The 16,487-nt window shown below is 49.7% G+C and carries 12 protein-coding genes; 5 read left to right on the plus strand and 7 right to left on the minus strand.

Annotated elements, in window-relative coordinates; genetic code table 11:
* Genes lpxK through CFF01_RS11160 form a run of 3 tightly spaced genes read right to left on the minus strand, consistent with a single transcriptional unit; the run spans position 1 to position 5,144 of the window.
* A complete protein-coding gene (lpxK, locus tag CFF01_RS11150; RefSeq protein ID WP_088904836.1) occupies positions 1-1,011 on the minus strand; it encodes a tetraacyldisaccharide 4'-kinase in 1,011 nt (336 codons plus the stop codon).
* Positions 1,011-2,825, minus strand: coding sequence for a lipid A export permease/ATP-binding protein MsbA (gene msbA, locus CFF01_RS11155; RefSeq protein WP_088904837.1), 1,815 nt, complete (start codon positions 2,823-2,825; stop codon positions 1,011-1,013). Before msbA ends, lpxK begins: the two co-directional genes overlap by 1 nt.
* Before the next feature lie 33 nt (positions 2,826-2,858).
* On the minus strand, positions 2,859-5,144 hold the full coding sequence (locus CFF01_RS11160; RefSeq protein WP_088904838.1) for a DNA internalization-related competence protein ComEC/Rec2: 2,286 nt from the start codon (positions 5,142-5,144) through the stop codon (positions 2,859-2,861).
* A 31-nt stretch (positions 5,145-5,175) separates the two neighbouring features.
* On the opposite strand from CFF01_RS11160, the gene CFF01_RS11165 reads away from it, so the two are divergent.
* Positions 5,176-5,682: a DUF2062 domain-containing protein gene (locus CFF01_RS11165; protein WP_088904839.1), complete on the plus strand. Its 507-nt coding sequence runs from the start codon at positions 5,176-5,178 to the stop codon at positions 5,680-5,682.
* 310 nt (positions 5,683-5,992) lie between these two features.
* Positions 5,993-7,354 (plus strand): diguanylate cyclase domain-containing protein, encoded by a 1,362-nt coding sequence (locus tag CFF01_RS11170; protein WP_088904840.1) that lies wholly within the window; start codon positions 5,993-5,995, stop codon positions 7,352-7,354.
* On the opposite strand, the gene lolE is transcribed toward CFF01_RS11170, so the two are convergent.
* Genes lolE through CFF01_RS11185 form a run of 3 tightly spaced genes read right to left on the minus strand, consistent with a single transcriptional unit; the run spans position 7,351 to position 10,541 of the window.
* Positions 7,351-8,607, minus strand: coding sequence for a lipoprotein-releasing ABC transporter permease subunit LolE (lolE, locus tag CFF01_RS11175; protein WP_088904841.1), 1,257 nt, complete (start codon positions 8,605-8,607; stop codon positions 7,351-7,353). The genes CFF01_RS11170 and lolE overlap by 4 nt on opposite strands.
* Positions 8,604-9,305 (minus strand): lipoprotein-releasing ABC transporter ATP-binding protein LolD, encoded by a 702-nt coding sequence (gene lolD / locus CFF01_RS11180; RefSeq protein ID WP_088904842.1) that lies wholly within the window; start codon positions 9,303-9,305, stop codon positions 8,604-8,606. The genes lolE and lolD overlap by 4 nt, the downstream gene beginning before the upstream one ends.
* A 3-nt stretch (positions 9,306-9,308) precedes the next feature.
* Complete coding sequence (locus CFF01_RS11185; protein WP_088904843.1) at positions 9,309-10,541, minus strand: lipoprotein-releasing ABC transporter permease subunit; 1,233 nt, start codon at positions 10,539-10,541, stop codon at positions 9,309-9,311.
* Positions 10,542-10,636: 95 nt separating this feature from the next.
* Between CFF01_RS11185 and CFF01_RS11190 the strand changes: the two genes are divergently transcribed.
* The 3 genes from CFF01_RS11190 to CFF01_RS11200 all read left to right on the plus strand — a co-directional run bounded on the left by CFF01_RS11190 (position 10,637) and on the right by CFF01_RS11200 (position 15,678).
* Entirely contained in the window at positions 10,637-11,218 is a 582-nt protein-coding gene (locus tag CFF01_RS11190) for a hypothetical protein (protein WP_088904844.1), read from the plus strand.
* Positions 11,219-11,294: 76 nt separating this feature from the next.
* Positions 11,295-14,777: a transcription-repair coupling factor gene (gene mfd / locus CFF01_RS11195; RefSeq protein WP_088904845.1), complete on the plus strand. Its 3,483-nt coding sequence runs from the start codon at positions 11,295-11,297 to the stop codon at positions 14,775-14,777.
* A gap of 13 nt (positions 14,778-14,790) precedes the next feature.
* Positions 14,791-15,678 carry a peptidoglycan binding protein CsiV gene (locus tag CFF01_RS11200; protein ID WP_232479425.1) on the plus strand — a complete coding sequence of 296 codons (888 nt, stop codon included), beginning with the start codon at positions 14,791-14,793 and terminating at the stop codon, positions 15,676-15,678.
* A gap of 236 nt (positions 15,679-15,914) precedes the next feature.
* On the opposite strand, the gene CFF01_RS11205 is transcribed toward CFF01_RS11200, so the two are convergent.
* Complete coding sequence (locus tag CFF01_RS11205) at positions 15,915-16,184, minus strand: acylphosphatase (RefSeq protein WP_033539639.1); 270 nt, start codon at positions 16,182-16,184, stop codon at positions 15,915-15,917.
* Between the last annotated feature and the right edge of the window lie 303 nt (positions 16,185-16,487).

Here is a 16,487-nt window from a genome sequence, read left to right on the forward strand (position 1 = left end):
TTATTTTCCTTGTTGTACTTCTTTTCGCTGCTCAAGCAGCCTAAGCAATTGCAGTTCAAACTCTGGTGATATCTTGGCATCTACCGGCAAATACCACCAGTTAGACTTTGCAAAATCGCGACATTTAACCGCATCTTTCTCTGTCATCAACACCTTAGCACCATGGGCAATGGCCTCAACATCCTCGAGCCGATAGGCCTGATGATCATCAAACGCATGTTGGATAGCTGGATTAATCCCCATACTGGCTAAGGTATCGAAAAAACGCTGGGGATTGCCAATTCCAGCCATAGCAACCGCATCTGCCGTTGAATCAATATCGGCCTCAATGCCATTTGCTACATTGCGCCATGACGCAGGCACTAGACCCATGGTAAATTCATCCGAGTGCGTGCTCTGCCCATTGACTAGCGTAAGGTCTACCCTCTTTTGACGCCAGCGTCCTTCTCTTAACGGCCCGGCAGGCAAGAGCAAGCCATTACCGAATCGACGCTTGCCATCGAGCACTAAGATCTCAATATCTCTTTGCAGGGCATAGTGCTGTAAACCGTCATCGCTGATGATGATATCGACCTTTTGCCACTCCAGCAGTGCTTGCCCTGCCGCAACTCGGTTACTGCCAATCACCATAGGCACCTGAGTGCGCGCAACTATCATGGCGGGCTCATCCCCTACCTCACTGGCTGACATGCCAGCAAGCACCTGCTTAGTGCCGGTGAACTCAACCCCATAACCACGACTTATCACCCCGGGGTGATAGCCATGACGGCGCAGCAGCTCAATAAGATAGATGACGGTTGGTGTTTTACCGCTTCCTCCAACTGTGATGTTACCAACAACGATAACAGGCACAGGGAGTTGCTGACTTTGCTTCATGCCTAATACAAACAGGCGTCTTCTTACACTGGTGATCAGATAAAACAGACCACTAAGCGGCAACAAGAGGCAGATAAGCAACCAGTGGAAGCCTAACTGCCTGTCGTACCATAGGCGATTAACGAGATCCTGCATTAACTACCAAACTGCATCTGATAAAGGTTGTAGTAGATCCCCTCTTTCGCCAGCAACTCTTTATGAGTGCCTCGCTCAACGACCTTACCCTGATCAACGACCAGGATCTGATCGGCATTTTCAATGGTCGACAAGCGGTGGGCAATGACGATGGAGGTACGATTCTGACGCAGGTTATCCAGACCTGTCTGAATAGCCTTTTCCGATTCGGTATCCAGCGCCGATGTTGCCTCGTCGAGGATTAATAGCGGCGCGTCGCGCAGTATCGCTCTTGCAATGGCGATACGTTGTCGCTGTCCACCCGATAACATGACGCCGTTTTCACCCACCTGAGTATGAATCCCCTCAGGCATATTACTGATAAACTCCCAAGCATTGGCAAGCTTAGCAGCGTCAATGATCTGCTTCTCGGTCACCTCTCCGGGATACGCGTAGGCAATGTTGGCAGCTATCGTGTCATTGATCAGGGTGACCTGCTGGGAAACCATGGCCACTTGCTGACGCAAAGAGGCCAGCTTGTAATCTCTCAGGCTGACATCATCGAGGCGAATATCACCACTTTCAAGGTCAGAATAGAAGCGGGTGATCAGGCTGGCGATGGTCGATTTCCCCGAACCGCTGCGGCCAACCAGTGCCAGGGTTTCCCCAGGGTTCACGCAAAAATCCACCTCTTTAAGTGCCAAGCCTTCTTGATTGTCATAGCGGAAGTTAACCTTATCAAAGCAAAGGCGCCCCTCAACTCGCTTAGTTTCAAAGGTACCCTTGTCTACCTCTGTCGGCGTATCCAGAATGGCGAAGATAGTGCTACACGCAGCGATACCTCGCTGAAATTCGGCGTTAACCCGCGTAAGGCTCTTGATTGGCTGCAACATGGCGAGCATAGCCGCTAGGATAGTAGCGAAAGTCCCCGCAGTGAGATCGACGCGCATGCTCTCAAGACTTGAGGCATATAGCACGAAAGCCAACGCAAAAGAGCCTATCACCATCACCAGTGGCTGGCTGATCGCCTGAGCCAGTGCTAGCTTCATGGTGCGTGAACGGTTTTCGTCATTGACCTTGGCAAAGCGTTCAGATTCGGTTTTCTGTCCACCAAATACCAACACATTCTTGTGCCCTTTGATCATCTGCTCAGTAACTGAAGTCACGCCACCCATGGCGGTCTGGATCTGCTTTGATACTTTGCGAAACTTCCGACTGACCACAGCAATCACCAGACCAATAAGCGGCCCGACAATCAGGATGCATAAAGAAAGCTTCCAAGAGTTGTAGAACATCACACCTAACATACCGATAACGGTAATACCGTCTCGTACTATGGTGATCAAGGCGCTACCCGATGCCCTGGCAATCTGCTCTGTATCGAAGGTTACTCTGGAGATCAAATTACCACTGCTCTCTGCATCGATATAGCTAACAGGCAGTTTAAGGTAATGTTCAAACACCTGCTGACGCATATCCATGATCATTCGTGCACTGATATAGGAGATACCATAGGTAGATAAAAAGTTCGCTAAGCCACGTAAAGTGAACAAGCCTATCACCACAAATGGTGCGGTTTTTAACACGTCACTGTCTGAGTTAAAGCCGCCGCCCATGCCCAGATCGACCCCTTCAACCAATCCAGGGGTTGCTGGCACATTACTAGCAAACCCTTGATCGATAAAAGGTTTGATTGAATAAATAAACGTTGCGTCCACCAAGCCATATAACACTAGGCCGAACACAGACAGAAATAACACCCCTTTAAGCGGGACAAAATAAGTAAGCAGTCTCAGGAAAACGCTGCGCACTTCACTTTTCGAAGAATTTGTCATTCAGGATCTATCGTCGGTGCAAAAAAGCGTATTCTACTCTGGATTAGCAAACTCACCAAATTCAAAGCGTTGATTGTACCAAAAAGGCGCCAGATCCCGCCGATAGCCCCTGACTCGAATACCGCTCTCATCTAGGCTAATCGTCAGTTGGCCATTGTCTGATACGCTATATTGCTTGGCCTGTGCTCCGGCGTAGCGGCTCACCACATGCGGCTTTGGAAAACCATACCGATTGTTGAATCCCGCCGCATAGAGGACGACTTTTGGTTGCACAGCGCTAATAAAGGCCTGGCTGGATGAGGTGTTACTACCATGATGCGGCGCAATCAAGATATCGCTATCTAGCAAACTTATTCCAAGTAAGGCTTGCTCCCCCTCTAGCTCTATGTCACCCGGGAGCAAGACATGGTGGGTACCGTCGCCGATTCGCATCACACAGGAGCCGTTGTTACCCGCCAGCGGCTGAGCCGGCCCAAGTATCTGCACATTCAATCCTTGCCAAGCTATCTGTTTAGGGCGACAGTCGATAGCACCACGATAAGGTAGATCGGTTATCAAGCTCAGCTTGGGAAACTGAGTCTGCAAAAATTGCGCGCCACCAGCATGATCGTTGTCGCCATGGCTTAACACCAAATAATCGACATCACTAATGCCTTTATACTGTAAAAATGGCACTATCACCCGCTCTGCGTAACTAAAGTGGTCACCAAAGGCCGCCCCGGTATCATAGATAAACGCCCTATTTTGTTTCTCGATCACCAAACTTAACCCCTGACCCACATCCAAAAGGTGCAGCTGCCAATGCTTGTTCTCAATCAGCCTTGGTGGAACAAGCCAATAAAGACATAAAGGCAAAATTAACGGCAGGGACAACCAACGCCAGCGATGGGCTCCATAGCGCCAAACCGCAAATGCCGCCCATAAAAACAGCATGCCTGCAAGTAAGACAGAGGCGGCCGGCAGCCAGTGCAGTGGTAGAGATGGCAGCAGATTAAAACTGCTCGTCAGGGGCGCAATGGCCCAATCGAGTAAGCTAAGCGGCAACGACAGGCTAAGACCTAAGCGCTCAGCTAAGGCCCAACACATCATAGAAACAAAAGTCAGTGGGATCACTACAAGGCTAAACCAAGGTACAAACACTAAATTGTAAAGCACACCATAAGGCGCAAAGCCGCCAAATAACAGCGCCTGTAACAGGCCAAGCATAATGCTTAACCGCCACTGAATTTGCCACAGTGCGCTGATGCGCTGCCTGATATGCCCGCTAAGCGACATGTTTTTGGGCACCGATGGTATCCGCTGGGTCATATAAAGGATCAACGCTAGCGCGCCGAACGAGAGCCACAAACCAGCGCTAAGAATACTGACGGGATCCAGTAACAACACCACAAAAAGCGCCCACAATAAACGTTCAAACGCCGAGGCGTAACGTTTTAATAAGCCCAGAACAATCACCATGAACAACATGATCAGTGCCCGCTGGGTTGGCAGTCCCAGCCCAGCAAGATAGGCAAAAAGCATACAGCAGCAAAGCGCCAGCAAGGCGCTGAATTGACGGTTAGACAGGCCGATACTGGGACGTTGACGCGCCAACAGGTAGCCGCTCAATCCCATCACCCACAGCGCCAGAACCGACAGGTGCAAACCAGAGATAGTCACCAGATGACCAGTACCCGTTTGCCTCAATCCCTGCCAGTGCTCCTTAGTGATCCCTTGCTTATCGCCTAACATCAAGGCTCGGATGAGATCGCCATTATCCTTGCCCGTCACCGCCTGTTGTAGTTGGGTGATCAAATGAGCCCTGACTCCCTTGGACTCAGATAAACGCCTGGCTGACTGCACATTGCCCTTGCCAATAATATGCTTTGACAACAGAAACGCTTGTTGATTAAAGCCTCCCTGATTAAGCACACTGGTAATCGATTTAGGGGCCAGCGTGAACTGCCACACCTCACCAATGGCGACTTTTTGTTCGGTTTGCCAACGCAATCGTAAATATTTACTCGGGAAATTAATGGGATAGTCAGATAAGAGGCGAATATCCAGATTAATCCAGTCGCCGTTTCGATAAACTAGTGATATGATTTCGCCCCTTACTGATGGACGTTTGCTTGTGTTATCAGGCGTTAATAGCAAAAGTTGGTGACAAAATAGGCTCATCCAAGCCAAGGCCAACAGGCTTCCGGCCAGTAGCTTAGACCATTTAAGCATGATGAAAGCGAGTAAGAGTGCTATACATGCCAAGGAATAGGTTAACAGAGATGGCCAGAGCAGCGCTGAAATGAGCGTGGCGCAATAGCCAAACATAAATCGATTCATAATGAATAATTTAAGACTGCAATACTAAGCTATGCCAAAAAAATTCATTCAGCGTTATATGCCCAAGCCTGAAACGCTGCAAAACCATAAGCATTTACAGATGTTTGGTAAGCTGCTTCATAAACCCAATCTTTGGGCACTGAATCGACGCTCCGCGCCGCTAGCCTTTGCGGTAGGACTGTTTGTAGCCTGGATCCCCATGCCATTTCAGATGGTGTTAGCCGCCGCTCTTGCTATTTTGTTTAACTGTAATTTACCTCTAGCTGTCGTTCTGGTTTGGGTAACTAATCCTATAACCATGCCGTTTATGTTTTACGCCGCTTACCTCCTTGGCGCAAAGCTCCTGCATCATCCCCCCCAAGAATTCGTGTTTGAAGCCAGCTGGCATTGGATAGAATCTTCACTCTTTACCATAGGCCCACCCTTCCTGCTTGGCTGCATAGTACTAGGACTTATCTTTGCTGCCTTGGGCTACTTTATCGTCCACAACCTGTGGAAATACTCCATTCTGTTTAAATGGAAAAATCGTCCTAAATAATCCCTGCTGACATCGGCAACTTTTGCGCTGCCCCTGCGACCAAGCAATGTATTGATTCACCGCCAACGAAATTGAGACACATCAAGGATGAAGCAAGCAGGAGATGACACTAAGGTCTGCTTTGGCATTTGTAGCAGATAAAACAAAACACGCTGTAACTTCCTGCTTTGACATTCAAACTTAGCTTCTGGCGTAAACTTAAGTTAGAATAAACAAGTCATTTACATAAATAATACATTTCTTCTGCTCGACGACATGCCTTGAATGACATTACTTGTTAAAGATAATCAAAAAAAAATGCAGGTAGGCCATGTACTTAGGTTCAAATAGAAAACATATTGCGATCTTTTCTCTATTCTCCTTTCTCTTCCTGATCGCCACCATATTGACCATCACTGCGCTGGCAAAATATTTTGTGGATAATGAGATTCAACAAGCAGAAGAGAATTTACGTAAAAATCTGGCTCTAATCCGCTTTAATTTTGAAGCGACCATCTATAAAGATACCTATCTGGCAGACAGTCTCGCCACCGTCGTCACCATAGATCCTGAGTTTGCAATGACAAACTGGGATGTCATCGCAGGTAAACTGCTAGGTAAGGCCCAGTACGTGAGAAGCGTAGCCATTGCCCCCAATAACGTCATCTCCTTAGTGTATCCGCTTGAAGGCAACGAGGCCGCTTTGGGTTTCGATTTCAGAACCCAACCGGCACAACTAAAAACCGTGCTACTCGCAAAAGCACAACAGTCTGTGTTTATCGCAGGGCCGGTGAATTTGGTTCAGGGAGGATTAGGCCTAATAGCCCGTTACCCTATTTTTGCTGATTACCCCATAAATAACCAATACTGGGGCGGCGTGAGCGTCGTCATGAATTACAACCAGCTACTTCATGACACTGGCATCACTCAATTTCAGGGTGGCGATATTGCCATCAAAAAACAGATCACGGCAAATGAAGCCGAAGAGGTCTTCTATGGCGACCCAAGCATCTTTGACAAACCTGATGTGGTCTACCCGGTGAAGCTTCCTAGTGGCACCTGGAATATGGCGGCAAAATTCCACATCGAAAATATGGCGGAAATCACCAAACTGAGAATGAGTGTCATCAGTGTCGGGGCTGTTGCTGCCTTTATTCTGTACCTCGTGAGCATATTTCTATTTCGCACTTATCAAAGTACCCATAAAGCGGCGTTACATGACGAGCTGACCCACCTCCCCAACCGCCGTTTCATTATCACTGAACTTGACCAGCTGATTAACAAGCAGAATCAGCCCCAATTTACGCTGCTCAATATCGATCTTAATGACTTCAAAAGGGTTAATGACGACTTAGGCCACGAAGCGGGTGATGAACTACTGAAATATATCGCCAGTCGTCTCGTGGCAGAGGTAGGGATAAAAGGGACCGTCGCCAGATTTGGCGGCGATGAGTTTTTAGTCTTACTCTATGATCTTAATGATGAGCAAGCGATCGAATCGATAATGAACCAGATCACTGCTTCAATTGAGTCACAGCCTTTTAGCTGGCAATCTCATCATCTCACGCCATCGCTCAGCATAGGCTATGCCATCTACAAGGGCCAAAATGCCAACATCAAAGAGTTACTCTCCGATGCTGACAGGCGCATGTATCAGCAGAAACGCGCCTACCGAGAAAATCGATTGGCTTAACGTCCGGCCAGAGCCTGCGCCGGATGAATGCGGCTTGCCTTCCAGGCGGGATAAAGAGTGGCCAACAGGCTCATCAACAGCGCTAAACCGATCACCAGTAACACGTCCTGCAATAACAGTTGTGAGGGAAGAAAGTCGATAAAATAGACATCGGCCGACAATAACTGCACGCCCAATACCTGCTCTATCGCGCTGGCTATGGTACTCAAATTCAGCGCCAGGGTGATGCCTAAGCTTGCCCCAATAAGACAACCTAAGATGCCGTTGAGCGCCCCTTGCACCACGAAGATCCCCATGATGGTCGCTTTTGCCATGCCCATAGTGAGCAAGATAGCGATTTCAGACTGTTTGTCACGTACCGCCATCACTAAGGTCGACACAATATTAAAGCAAGCCACGGCGATCACTAACGCCAAAACTAAATACATCACGGCTCGAACCAATTGAATGTCCTGATAGAGATGTCCCTGGGTTCGGGTCCAGTCAGACAGGTACATATATTGCTGTTGGCTATAACCTAATGAGCGGATCAATCTTGGCGCCGAAAACACATCATCGACCTTAATACGCACGCCACTCACTCCCTCATCAATCCCAAGGAGCTCTGCCCCGTAGGCCATAGGAATGTAGGCCGTGGTGAGATCTAACTCTCCCCCCAGCTCAAAGATCCCCACCACCTTAAATTGATGACTCTTGGCCGAACCGATTCGAGAACCGCCCTCTTTTTTCGTCGCAAAATTGGGCGTGTAGAGGCTCAAGGTGCTACCAAGAGAAAGATCTAACGCATTGGCAAGCCCTTTACCTAACACGATATTATTGGTGGATTCGCCTAGGGCCTGCCAGGCATCGCTTGGCATAAAATCGGCGATAGTGGAGACCTTAGCCTCCAACTCCGGCGAAATCCCAATGACAGTCAACCCTTGAAAGCCACCAGGCTTTTGAATTAACCCCTGCAGGCGCACAAATGGCGCAGTTGCGACGATTCCCGGGATCTTTTGTGCATCCTTAGCGATTTGTGGCCAATCATGCAGCGGCTCGTTCACCCCAATTAACTCACCATGGGGCACCACGCCCAGTAAACGCTGCTCAAGTTCCTGCTCAAAGCCATTCATGGCCGATAGCACTGTGATCAATACGGCAACGCCTAGGGCAATCCCCGCCGTCGAGGCAAATGAGATAAAACTGATAAATCGATTCGACTGACGCGCCATATAGAAGCGCCAGCCTACCCAGAAGGCAAGATGCTGTCTCATGCCATCTCCCAGGCGGCGAGCTCACAATCTTGCATCTTAAGCTGTCTGTCCATGCGCGCGGCAAGTTTAGGGTCATGGGTTACCACCACAAATGCCGTACCCAACTGACTGCCTAACTCTCGAATCAGCTCATAAACGGTATCACCACTGGCAGCGTCAAGGTTACCTGTAGGTTCATCGGCCAGCACAAGTTTAGGGCGATTGATCAAGGCGCGGGCAATCGCAGTACGTTGTCGCTCACCGCCTGACATCTCTGCCGGCGTATGATTAAGCCTGTGAGCCAATCCCACACGGGTTAGCAGTTCGGTCGCCTGTTGCTCTACTTCTTGACGTGGTCGCTGCTGAATGAGTCCTGGCATGGCCACATTCTCAAGAGCGGTAAATTCAGGTAACAGATGATGAAACTGGTAGATAAATCCCAGTTCCTGATTACGTATGGCGGCCTGACGTGAAGGCGTTAGCTGATATAGATCTTCACCATCGAATAGCACCTGACCGCTACTGGGTTTGTCCAGTGTGCCCATAATATGCAGTAAGGTACTCTTGCCCGAACCCGAACTCCCCACTATGGCTATCTGCTCGCCCCGATAGATGCTTAGGTTCACGCCGTTTAGCACTTGAGTATCTATGCTGCCCTCGTGATAGCGCTTGCTGACGTTACTGACTTGAAGTAACAAAGATTTTTCTGGTTGCGTCATAGATCACTCATACCTTAAAGCTGTGGCCGGTTGTACACTTGCCGCCCGCAGCGCGGGATAAACGGTTGCCAAAAAAGTGATAGCTAAGGTGCCGACAACGATAAAAGAGAGCTGACCTAACTCCAACTGCACCGGCAGGCGTTGCCCTGCCCCTAAAATAGCTATCCCAAACATAGAAAAAAGCGTGTTGATATTCACGGTGGCCAGCACACCTATGACTAAGCCACCAAGTAACCCCAAAACGGCATTGAGTGACCCCTGGATCATGAAGATCCCCATAATACTGGAGGTTGTCAGCCCTTGGGTTTTTAGCACGGCGACATCTGTGGTTTTGTCCACCACCATCATCACCAGCGCCGACACGATATTAAAAGCGGCCACGGCAATGATTAGACTCAACATGAGCGACATCATGTTCTTCTCCATCTTCACGGCAGAAAACAGATGACCATAATTATCGCGCCAGTCACTGGTAGTAACAGGCTCACCAGCCGCCTCGAAGGCCGCCTTCACCTGAGGAGCCAGTTTGCTGGCCATAAAGGGATCGTTTAAGTAAAGACGTAATGACTTAATCGCCTTAGGGGGTTGGCGCATTAATCGCAGTGCATCGTCATGATGCACATAAGCCAGGCTAGCATCGACCTGTGAGCCCATCTCGAATATGCCCGATACCAAAAAATTACGCTGACTGGGCACAGGTCCAAGTGGCGAGTAGACAACGCCATCACCGCTCAACACCCGCAGCTTATCGCCGATGGCGACATCTAGACGGCGTGCCAACTCGGCGCCGATAACGATGCGATATTTGCCAGATTCTAAGCTAGAGAGCGAACCATTAAAGTGACTATTTAACCGCGCTAGATTTTCTTTTTCCAGCTCAGGGTAGATACCATAAATTTGCACCGCACTGATATTGGTCGGCGCCTGTAACATCGCCTGAGTCGCTACGCTCGGGCTAATGGCCAATATCTGCTTACCATCCACCAGTCTATTGGCAACTTCCTGCCAATTCTCTAAGGCCTGTTCGCTGTGCACCGTCAGTTGTGGCACAGCACCGAGAATACGCTGCTTAAGCTGCCCTTCCAGTCCATTCATCACTGAGCTGACAATGATCAAGGCAGCAACACCGAGCAAGATCCCCGACACCGCAAACACTGTGATGAAAGAGGCAAAAGGGTTAGCCTTACGTGCTCGCCAATATCGGTAACCTATGGTCCAAGATAACGCTAAATTCATGTTTGGCAGGGTCTCTTCACGCCGGAGTCTTGATAAATCATTAAGATGCGCACGATAATAGGGGTAATGGCACCCTAAAAACAAGAGGCAATCCGTTGAACAGCCAATCAAACTCCTATTTTAGCGTCGCGCATAGGTTCGCCGCTTACCTATCGCCCTGGCCGGAGGAGCAACCGCTGCCAAACGAAGCCCAGCTAAAAGCCATGCTGCCACTGGGGATGCAGTTGATTAGCGAAGTGAAGGCCATGGAATCCGATTGCCTGCTACAGCTTAGAAATCTGGATGATGACGCCCGTATTGTGGTCGATTATCTTAAGCTGCAATCGCGTAAAATCGACTTGGTATTACAGCATATACTGGAACAGCAACCCCATGAGGGCGAGCGCTGTACGGGTTTACATTTTGGTGGCAGCGGCGTACATCTGACAAGTCCATCTCAGCTTGAGCCCGGGCGGGCCTATCGCGTCACCCTCCACATCAAAGAAGCCTTAATATCCATGCTTTGCATCGCCCAGTGCACACGCTGCGAGAGCGATGATACACAAGGCGGTTTTGACTGTGAGTTAACCTTTATTGAAATTCTCGATGAAGACGTTGAACAACTGGTCAAGGCCAGTCTGAATATTCAACAAAAACAACTACAACAACGTAAAAAGCAACAACAGAACCCGAGTTAGTTTTCACTGGCACTGGCGGGGCTAAGTCTCTACAATGACGGGCATCATTGTCGATTTTTGGCCTTAGTCTGTTTTCATGAATGCTTTTTCCGTTCTCACCCCACCGAAAGTCAAAGGGGTTAAGTCACCCCAAACCCTGAGCCAACTGACAGGTGCCGCCCAGGCCATCAGTCTGGCGAAGCTATGCGGGCAACATGACGGTCTCACCTTAGTCGTGACGCCAGACACGCCTAGCGCCCTGAGACTCGAGGCGGAGCTAAGCTACCTGCTGTCGCCAAGTTCGATACCTGTGTTGCTCTTTCCCGATCGAGAAACCCTGCCCTATGACAGCTTTTCACCCCATCAGGATCTGGTATCTCAGCGCTTAGAGACTCTGTCGCGTATTCCCAGTGCAACTCAGAGCCTAGTCATAGTGCCGATGAGCACCCTGATGGTGAAATTGCCGCCGCAGTCGTTTTTAACCGGCAATGTTCTGCTGCTTAGCAAGGGGGATAACTATCCCTTAGAAGCCGTTCGTAGCAAACTGGTAAACACAGGCTACCATCATGTCGAACAGGTCTATGAACATGGTGAGTTCGCCGTTCGCGGCTCAATTATCGACCTCTTTCCCATGGGATCCCAGACCCCTTATCGTATCGAGCTGTTTGACGATGAAGTGGAGTCTATCCGCCAGTTCGATCCGGAAACCCAGCGCTCCAGCGGTGAAATCGATGCTATCCGTCTACTGCCGGCCAAGGAGTTTCCCACCCATGACGAGGCTATAGAGGGATTCCGTCAGCGCTATCGCCGCCAGTTCGAGGTGGTTGTCAAGGAACCCGAGTCCATCTATCAGATGGTCAGTCGTAAGGTGATGCCGGCGGGCATTGAGAGTTATCTGCCGCTATTTTTTGATGAAACCGCCAGCCTGTTCGATTACCTCCCCTCAGGTTGTCAGTTGGTGGAGATAGGCGAATTAGAGGGCGCCGCCAAGAGCCACCTGCAAGAAGTGCATCAGCGCTATGAAAATCGCCGAGTCGATCCCTTAAGGCCACTGCTGCCCCCTAAAGATCTCTATCTGCTCACCGAGCAAGTCTTCGAGGCCTTTAAGCAACTGCCGCGTTTTTTGATTAAAGGCAATGATTATGCGGGCACCAGCGTGCCGGCCAAGCTCGATGCCCTGCCTGACGTGGCCGCCAATCATAAATTAAAGCAGCCGCTGCTCGCCCTGAAAACATTTGCCGACAGCGGCACGCCGATATTGTTTTGCGTGGAATCTGAAGGTCGACGCGAAGCGCTACTAGATCTACTGGCCAAGATTGAAATTAAACCAGTCCTTTTGGATCACATAGATACCTTTGCCCAGCAGCCACAGCCATTTGGCTTGATTGTCGCGCCGCTGGCGCAGGGCGCCATCTATCACCCCAAGAAAGGCCCTCACTGGGCGCTGATTTGTGAGACTGAGCTGTTTGGTCAGCGCATCGCCCAGCAGCGACGTCGCGATAAACAACGTCAAGTTAGCCAAGATGCGCTCATTAAGGATCTGGCCGAGCTAAAGGTGGGTCAGCCTATCGTCCATCTGGATCACGGCGTCGCGCTCTATCAGGGCCTGGAAACCTTGGACACAGGCGGCTTGGTCGCCGAATACCTTAAATTAGAATATGCCGGTGGTGACAAGCTCTATGTACCTGTCGCCTCGCTCAACCTGATCAGCCAATACAGCATAGGCGCAGATGATGCGCCCCAGCTCAATAAACTAGGCAATGAAAGCTGGACTAAGGCCAAGCGTAAGGCAATAGAGAAGATCCGCGACGTTGCGGCTGAACTGCTGGATGTCTATGCCAGACGCCAGGCTCGCCCAGGTGAAGCCTGCCGACTGGATCGCGAAGAGTATGCTCAATTTGCCGGCAGCTTCCCATTTGAAGAAACCGTGGATCAGGAAACCGCCATAGATGCCGTCCTCACCGACATGTGCAACCCCATCTCGATGGACAGACTTGTGTGTGGCGATGTGGGATTTGGTAAGACAGAGGTCGCCATGCGCGCCGCCTTTGTGGCGGTCAATGACGGTAAACAGGTAGCGATACTCGTCCCCACTACCTTGCTCGCGCAACAGCACTATGAAAACTTCAAAGACAGGTTTGCTGACTGGCCAATTAAAATTGAGGTGATGTCTCGCTTTAAGACCGCTAAAGAGCAGCAAACCGTTCTCAAGCAATTAGAACTTGGTCAAGTCGATATTGTGATCGGCACCCATAAGTTGCTGCAGTCCGAGGCTAAATTTGAAAATCTCGGCCTATTGATCATCGATGAAGAACACAGATTCGGTGTGCGCCAGAAAGAGAAGATCAAGGCGCTACGCGCCAATATCGACATTCTCACCCTGACCGCCACGCCCATCCCTAGAACCCTCAACATGGCGATGTCTGGGATGCGAGATCTCTCCATAATCGCCACGCCACCGGCCAAACGCCTGGCGGTCAAAACCTTTGTGCGCGAATATGACGATGCCACGGTGCGCGAAGCCTTATTGCGTGAAATCTTAAGGGGCGGCCAGGTTTACTTTTTGCACAACAGCGTCGAGACCATAGAGAAACGCGCCCGTGAAATTGAGGCTTTGCTACCCGAGGCGCGAGTCATCACCGCCCATGGTCAGATGCGCGAGCGCGATCTGGAAAAGGTGATGTCAGACTTCTATCACCAGAAATACAATGTATTGGTCTGCACTACCATCATAGAAACCGGTATCGATGTGCCAACGGCCAACACTATTGTTATCGAGCGGGCCGACAACTTCGGCCTGGCTCAGCTGCATCAGCTTAGGGGCCGCGTAGGTCGCTCGCACCATCAGGCGTACGCCTATCTGATGACGCCTCATCCTAAGCGGATGACCAAGGATGCCATTAAGCGACTTGAGGCCATTGGTGCCCTTGAAGATCTCGGCGCGGGCTTTATGCTGGCCACCCAAGATCTTGAGATACGCGGCGCCGGTGAACTTCTTGGCGACGAGCAGAGCGGCCACATCTCTAAGATCGGCTTTACGCTCTATATGGAGATGCTCGAAGATGCGGTAAAGTCCCTTAAAGAAGGCAAAGAGCCCTCGCTGGATCAAATGTTAAGGGGCCAGTGTGAAATCGACCTGCGCATCCCGGCCTTGCTGCCGGAAGATTATGTGGGCGATGTGAATATACGCTTATCTCTCTATAAACGTATCGCCAATTGCAGTAGCTCTCAGGCGCTGGACGAACTCAAAGTGGAGTTGATTGACCGTTTCGGCCTACTGCCGCAAGCCACCAAGAACTTGCTCGAGATCTCCCTGTTTAAACATCAGGCCACGGCTCTTGGCATCGCCAAGATCGAGATGCACGCCAAAGGCGGTAGCTTGGAGTTTAATGATGATCACTGCGTCGATCCTGGCTTTATTATCGGCTTATTACAGAGCCAGCCACAAAATTATCGTATGGACGGCCCAAGTAAGTTAAAATTCCTGATGCCGACAGAGACAGACAAGGATAGGCTAGACCTCTTGTCGCTGATCATCTCTCAACTAATGCAACATCGCCTTGGAGAACCGCGTGCTTAAAAAGAGTCTTTTATTGGTAACCACCCTCACCTCACTGTCTTTTCCAACTTGGGCAGACGCAGAGCGTTGGTTTGAAGTGGAAGTCTACCTGTTTGAGCGTCAGGGAAGCCAGCTGGAAGAAACCTTGTCAGCACCGACGAGCCGCCATACTCGTCAACCCATAGACATGATCTCCCCCCTGTTTGCTACCGATATCACAGGGGCAAGTTTGGGATTGGAAGGTTGTAGTGCCCAGCAATGGTTAGAAACACCTGATGCGTGCGACAAACAGTTGCAACAGGCACAGGTCACCCATCCAAGCAGCATTCCCGTTACCATAGGCGCAGCGACGCCACAATATGCGACACCAGGTGCTGGCACAGTATTACTGGCCGATTCTCAGTCACAGTTTGGCGACATGATAGCCACCCTAAAACGAGAAGCGGGCCACAAGGGGCTGCTACATATGACTTGGCAACAATCTATGTTGCCGCGCCATCAAGCCAAACCTGTGCGCCTCTTTGCTGGAGAAGATTACTCAGATCGCTTTAATGAGAGCGGCTTTGCCACCAATGGGACTCAAGCGTCACAAAATGAAGCGATTCCACAGTTTAACTTCGATCTAAATTTCGACGACAAACAAGCAGAGCCTATCTGGGCACTCGATGGCACGCTCAATATCTATCTGAATCACTATCTTTATGTGGAAACTGGTTTAACACTCCATAGAGAAGGGAGCAAACGTCAGCCACAATTAGCTGATGAGACAGCAATGCTCCAGGTCCCCTATTTGCACAGTATCTATATGACGCAAAACAAGCGGGTGAAGAGTGATGAAATACACTACTTTGATCATCCGAACATGGGAATGATTTTACAGATCAGAAAGATGGAGCAGCCCAGCGAATCTGGCTCGCTTTAGTACAAAGCTAGGCTGATATATCCCAAAGCTAACTCATAGAGAGAAAAATCGAGGTCGATCTCATCTTCCTCGATTTCTTCGACCAACACCATTAACCACCGCGCTTCCAGATAGCTGCCATTATGCTCACGTCATTATAGCAATGGTGTTAAGCATCAATTCGAGCATCGCTTAGTGCTTTGGTGTAACCCTAAAGAAATACCAGTAAGTGAGAACACCTTAGCGGCGAACTTGCGTCAATAGACAGAAAAATCGAGGTAGATCTCGTCAGCCTCATCTTCTTCGACTAACACATTGTCTACTACAGACTGAGGCGAGCCCTGCTCACTCCAGGCAATAAAACGGTCTACCGCCGAGCCACCACCTTGCAATAAAATCATCACACGGCCATCTTCAAGATTTTTCGCATAACCTGTCAGCCCCAGCTCATTTGCCTTAAGCTGACTGTAGCGCCTAAAACACACGCCCTGAACCTTTCCCGATATTGTCAATAATACCCGCTTCATCTGCGCCTCATTCTTCTTATCATCTAACCCTTTGAAGATAACCCAATCTGGTGGGATGGGCAAAAAACAGACAAAAAAAACAGCTAACTAATAAAGTGGTTAGCTGCATCGGGCGACATACGCAAACTGGGAAAAGGTCTTTAAGACCATCATGTAACAATATGTATCATGTTGTATCATAAAATGGATAAGTGATGCTAGATTTGAATGGCAAGAAATGACTATTACATACGATTGCGCAGTCATCTGAACACAGAATAATCAACTAAACTTTGCTCAAGCTTTCTCATAAGTCGCTAGCAA

It is taken from the genome of Shewanella marisflavi, from assembly GCF_002215585.1.
GTDB classification, from domain to species: domain Bacteria; phylum Pseudomonadota; class Gammaproteobacteria; order Enterobacterales; family Shewanellaceae; genus Shewanella; species Shewanella marisflavi.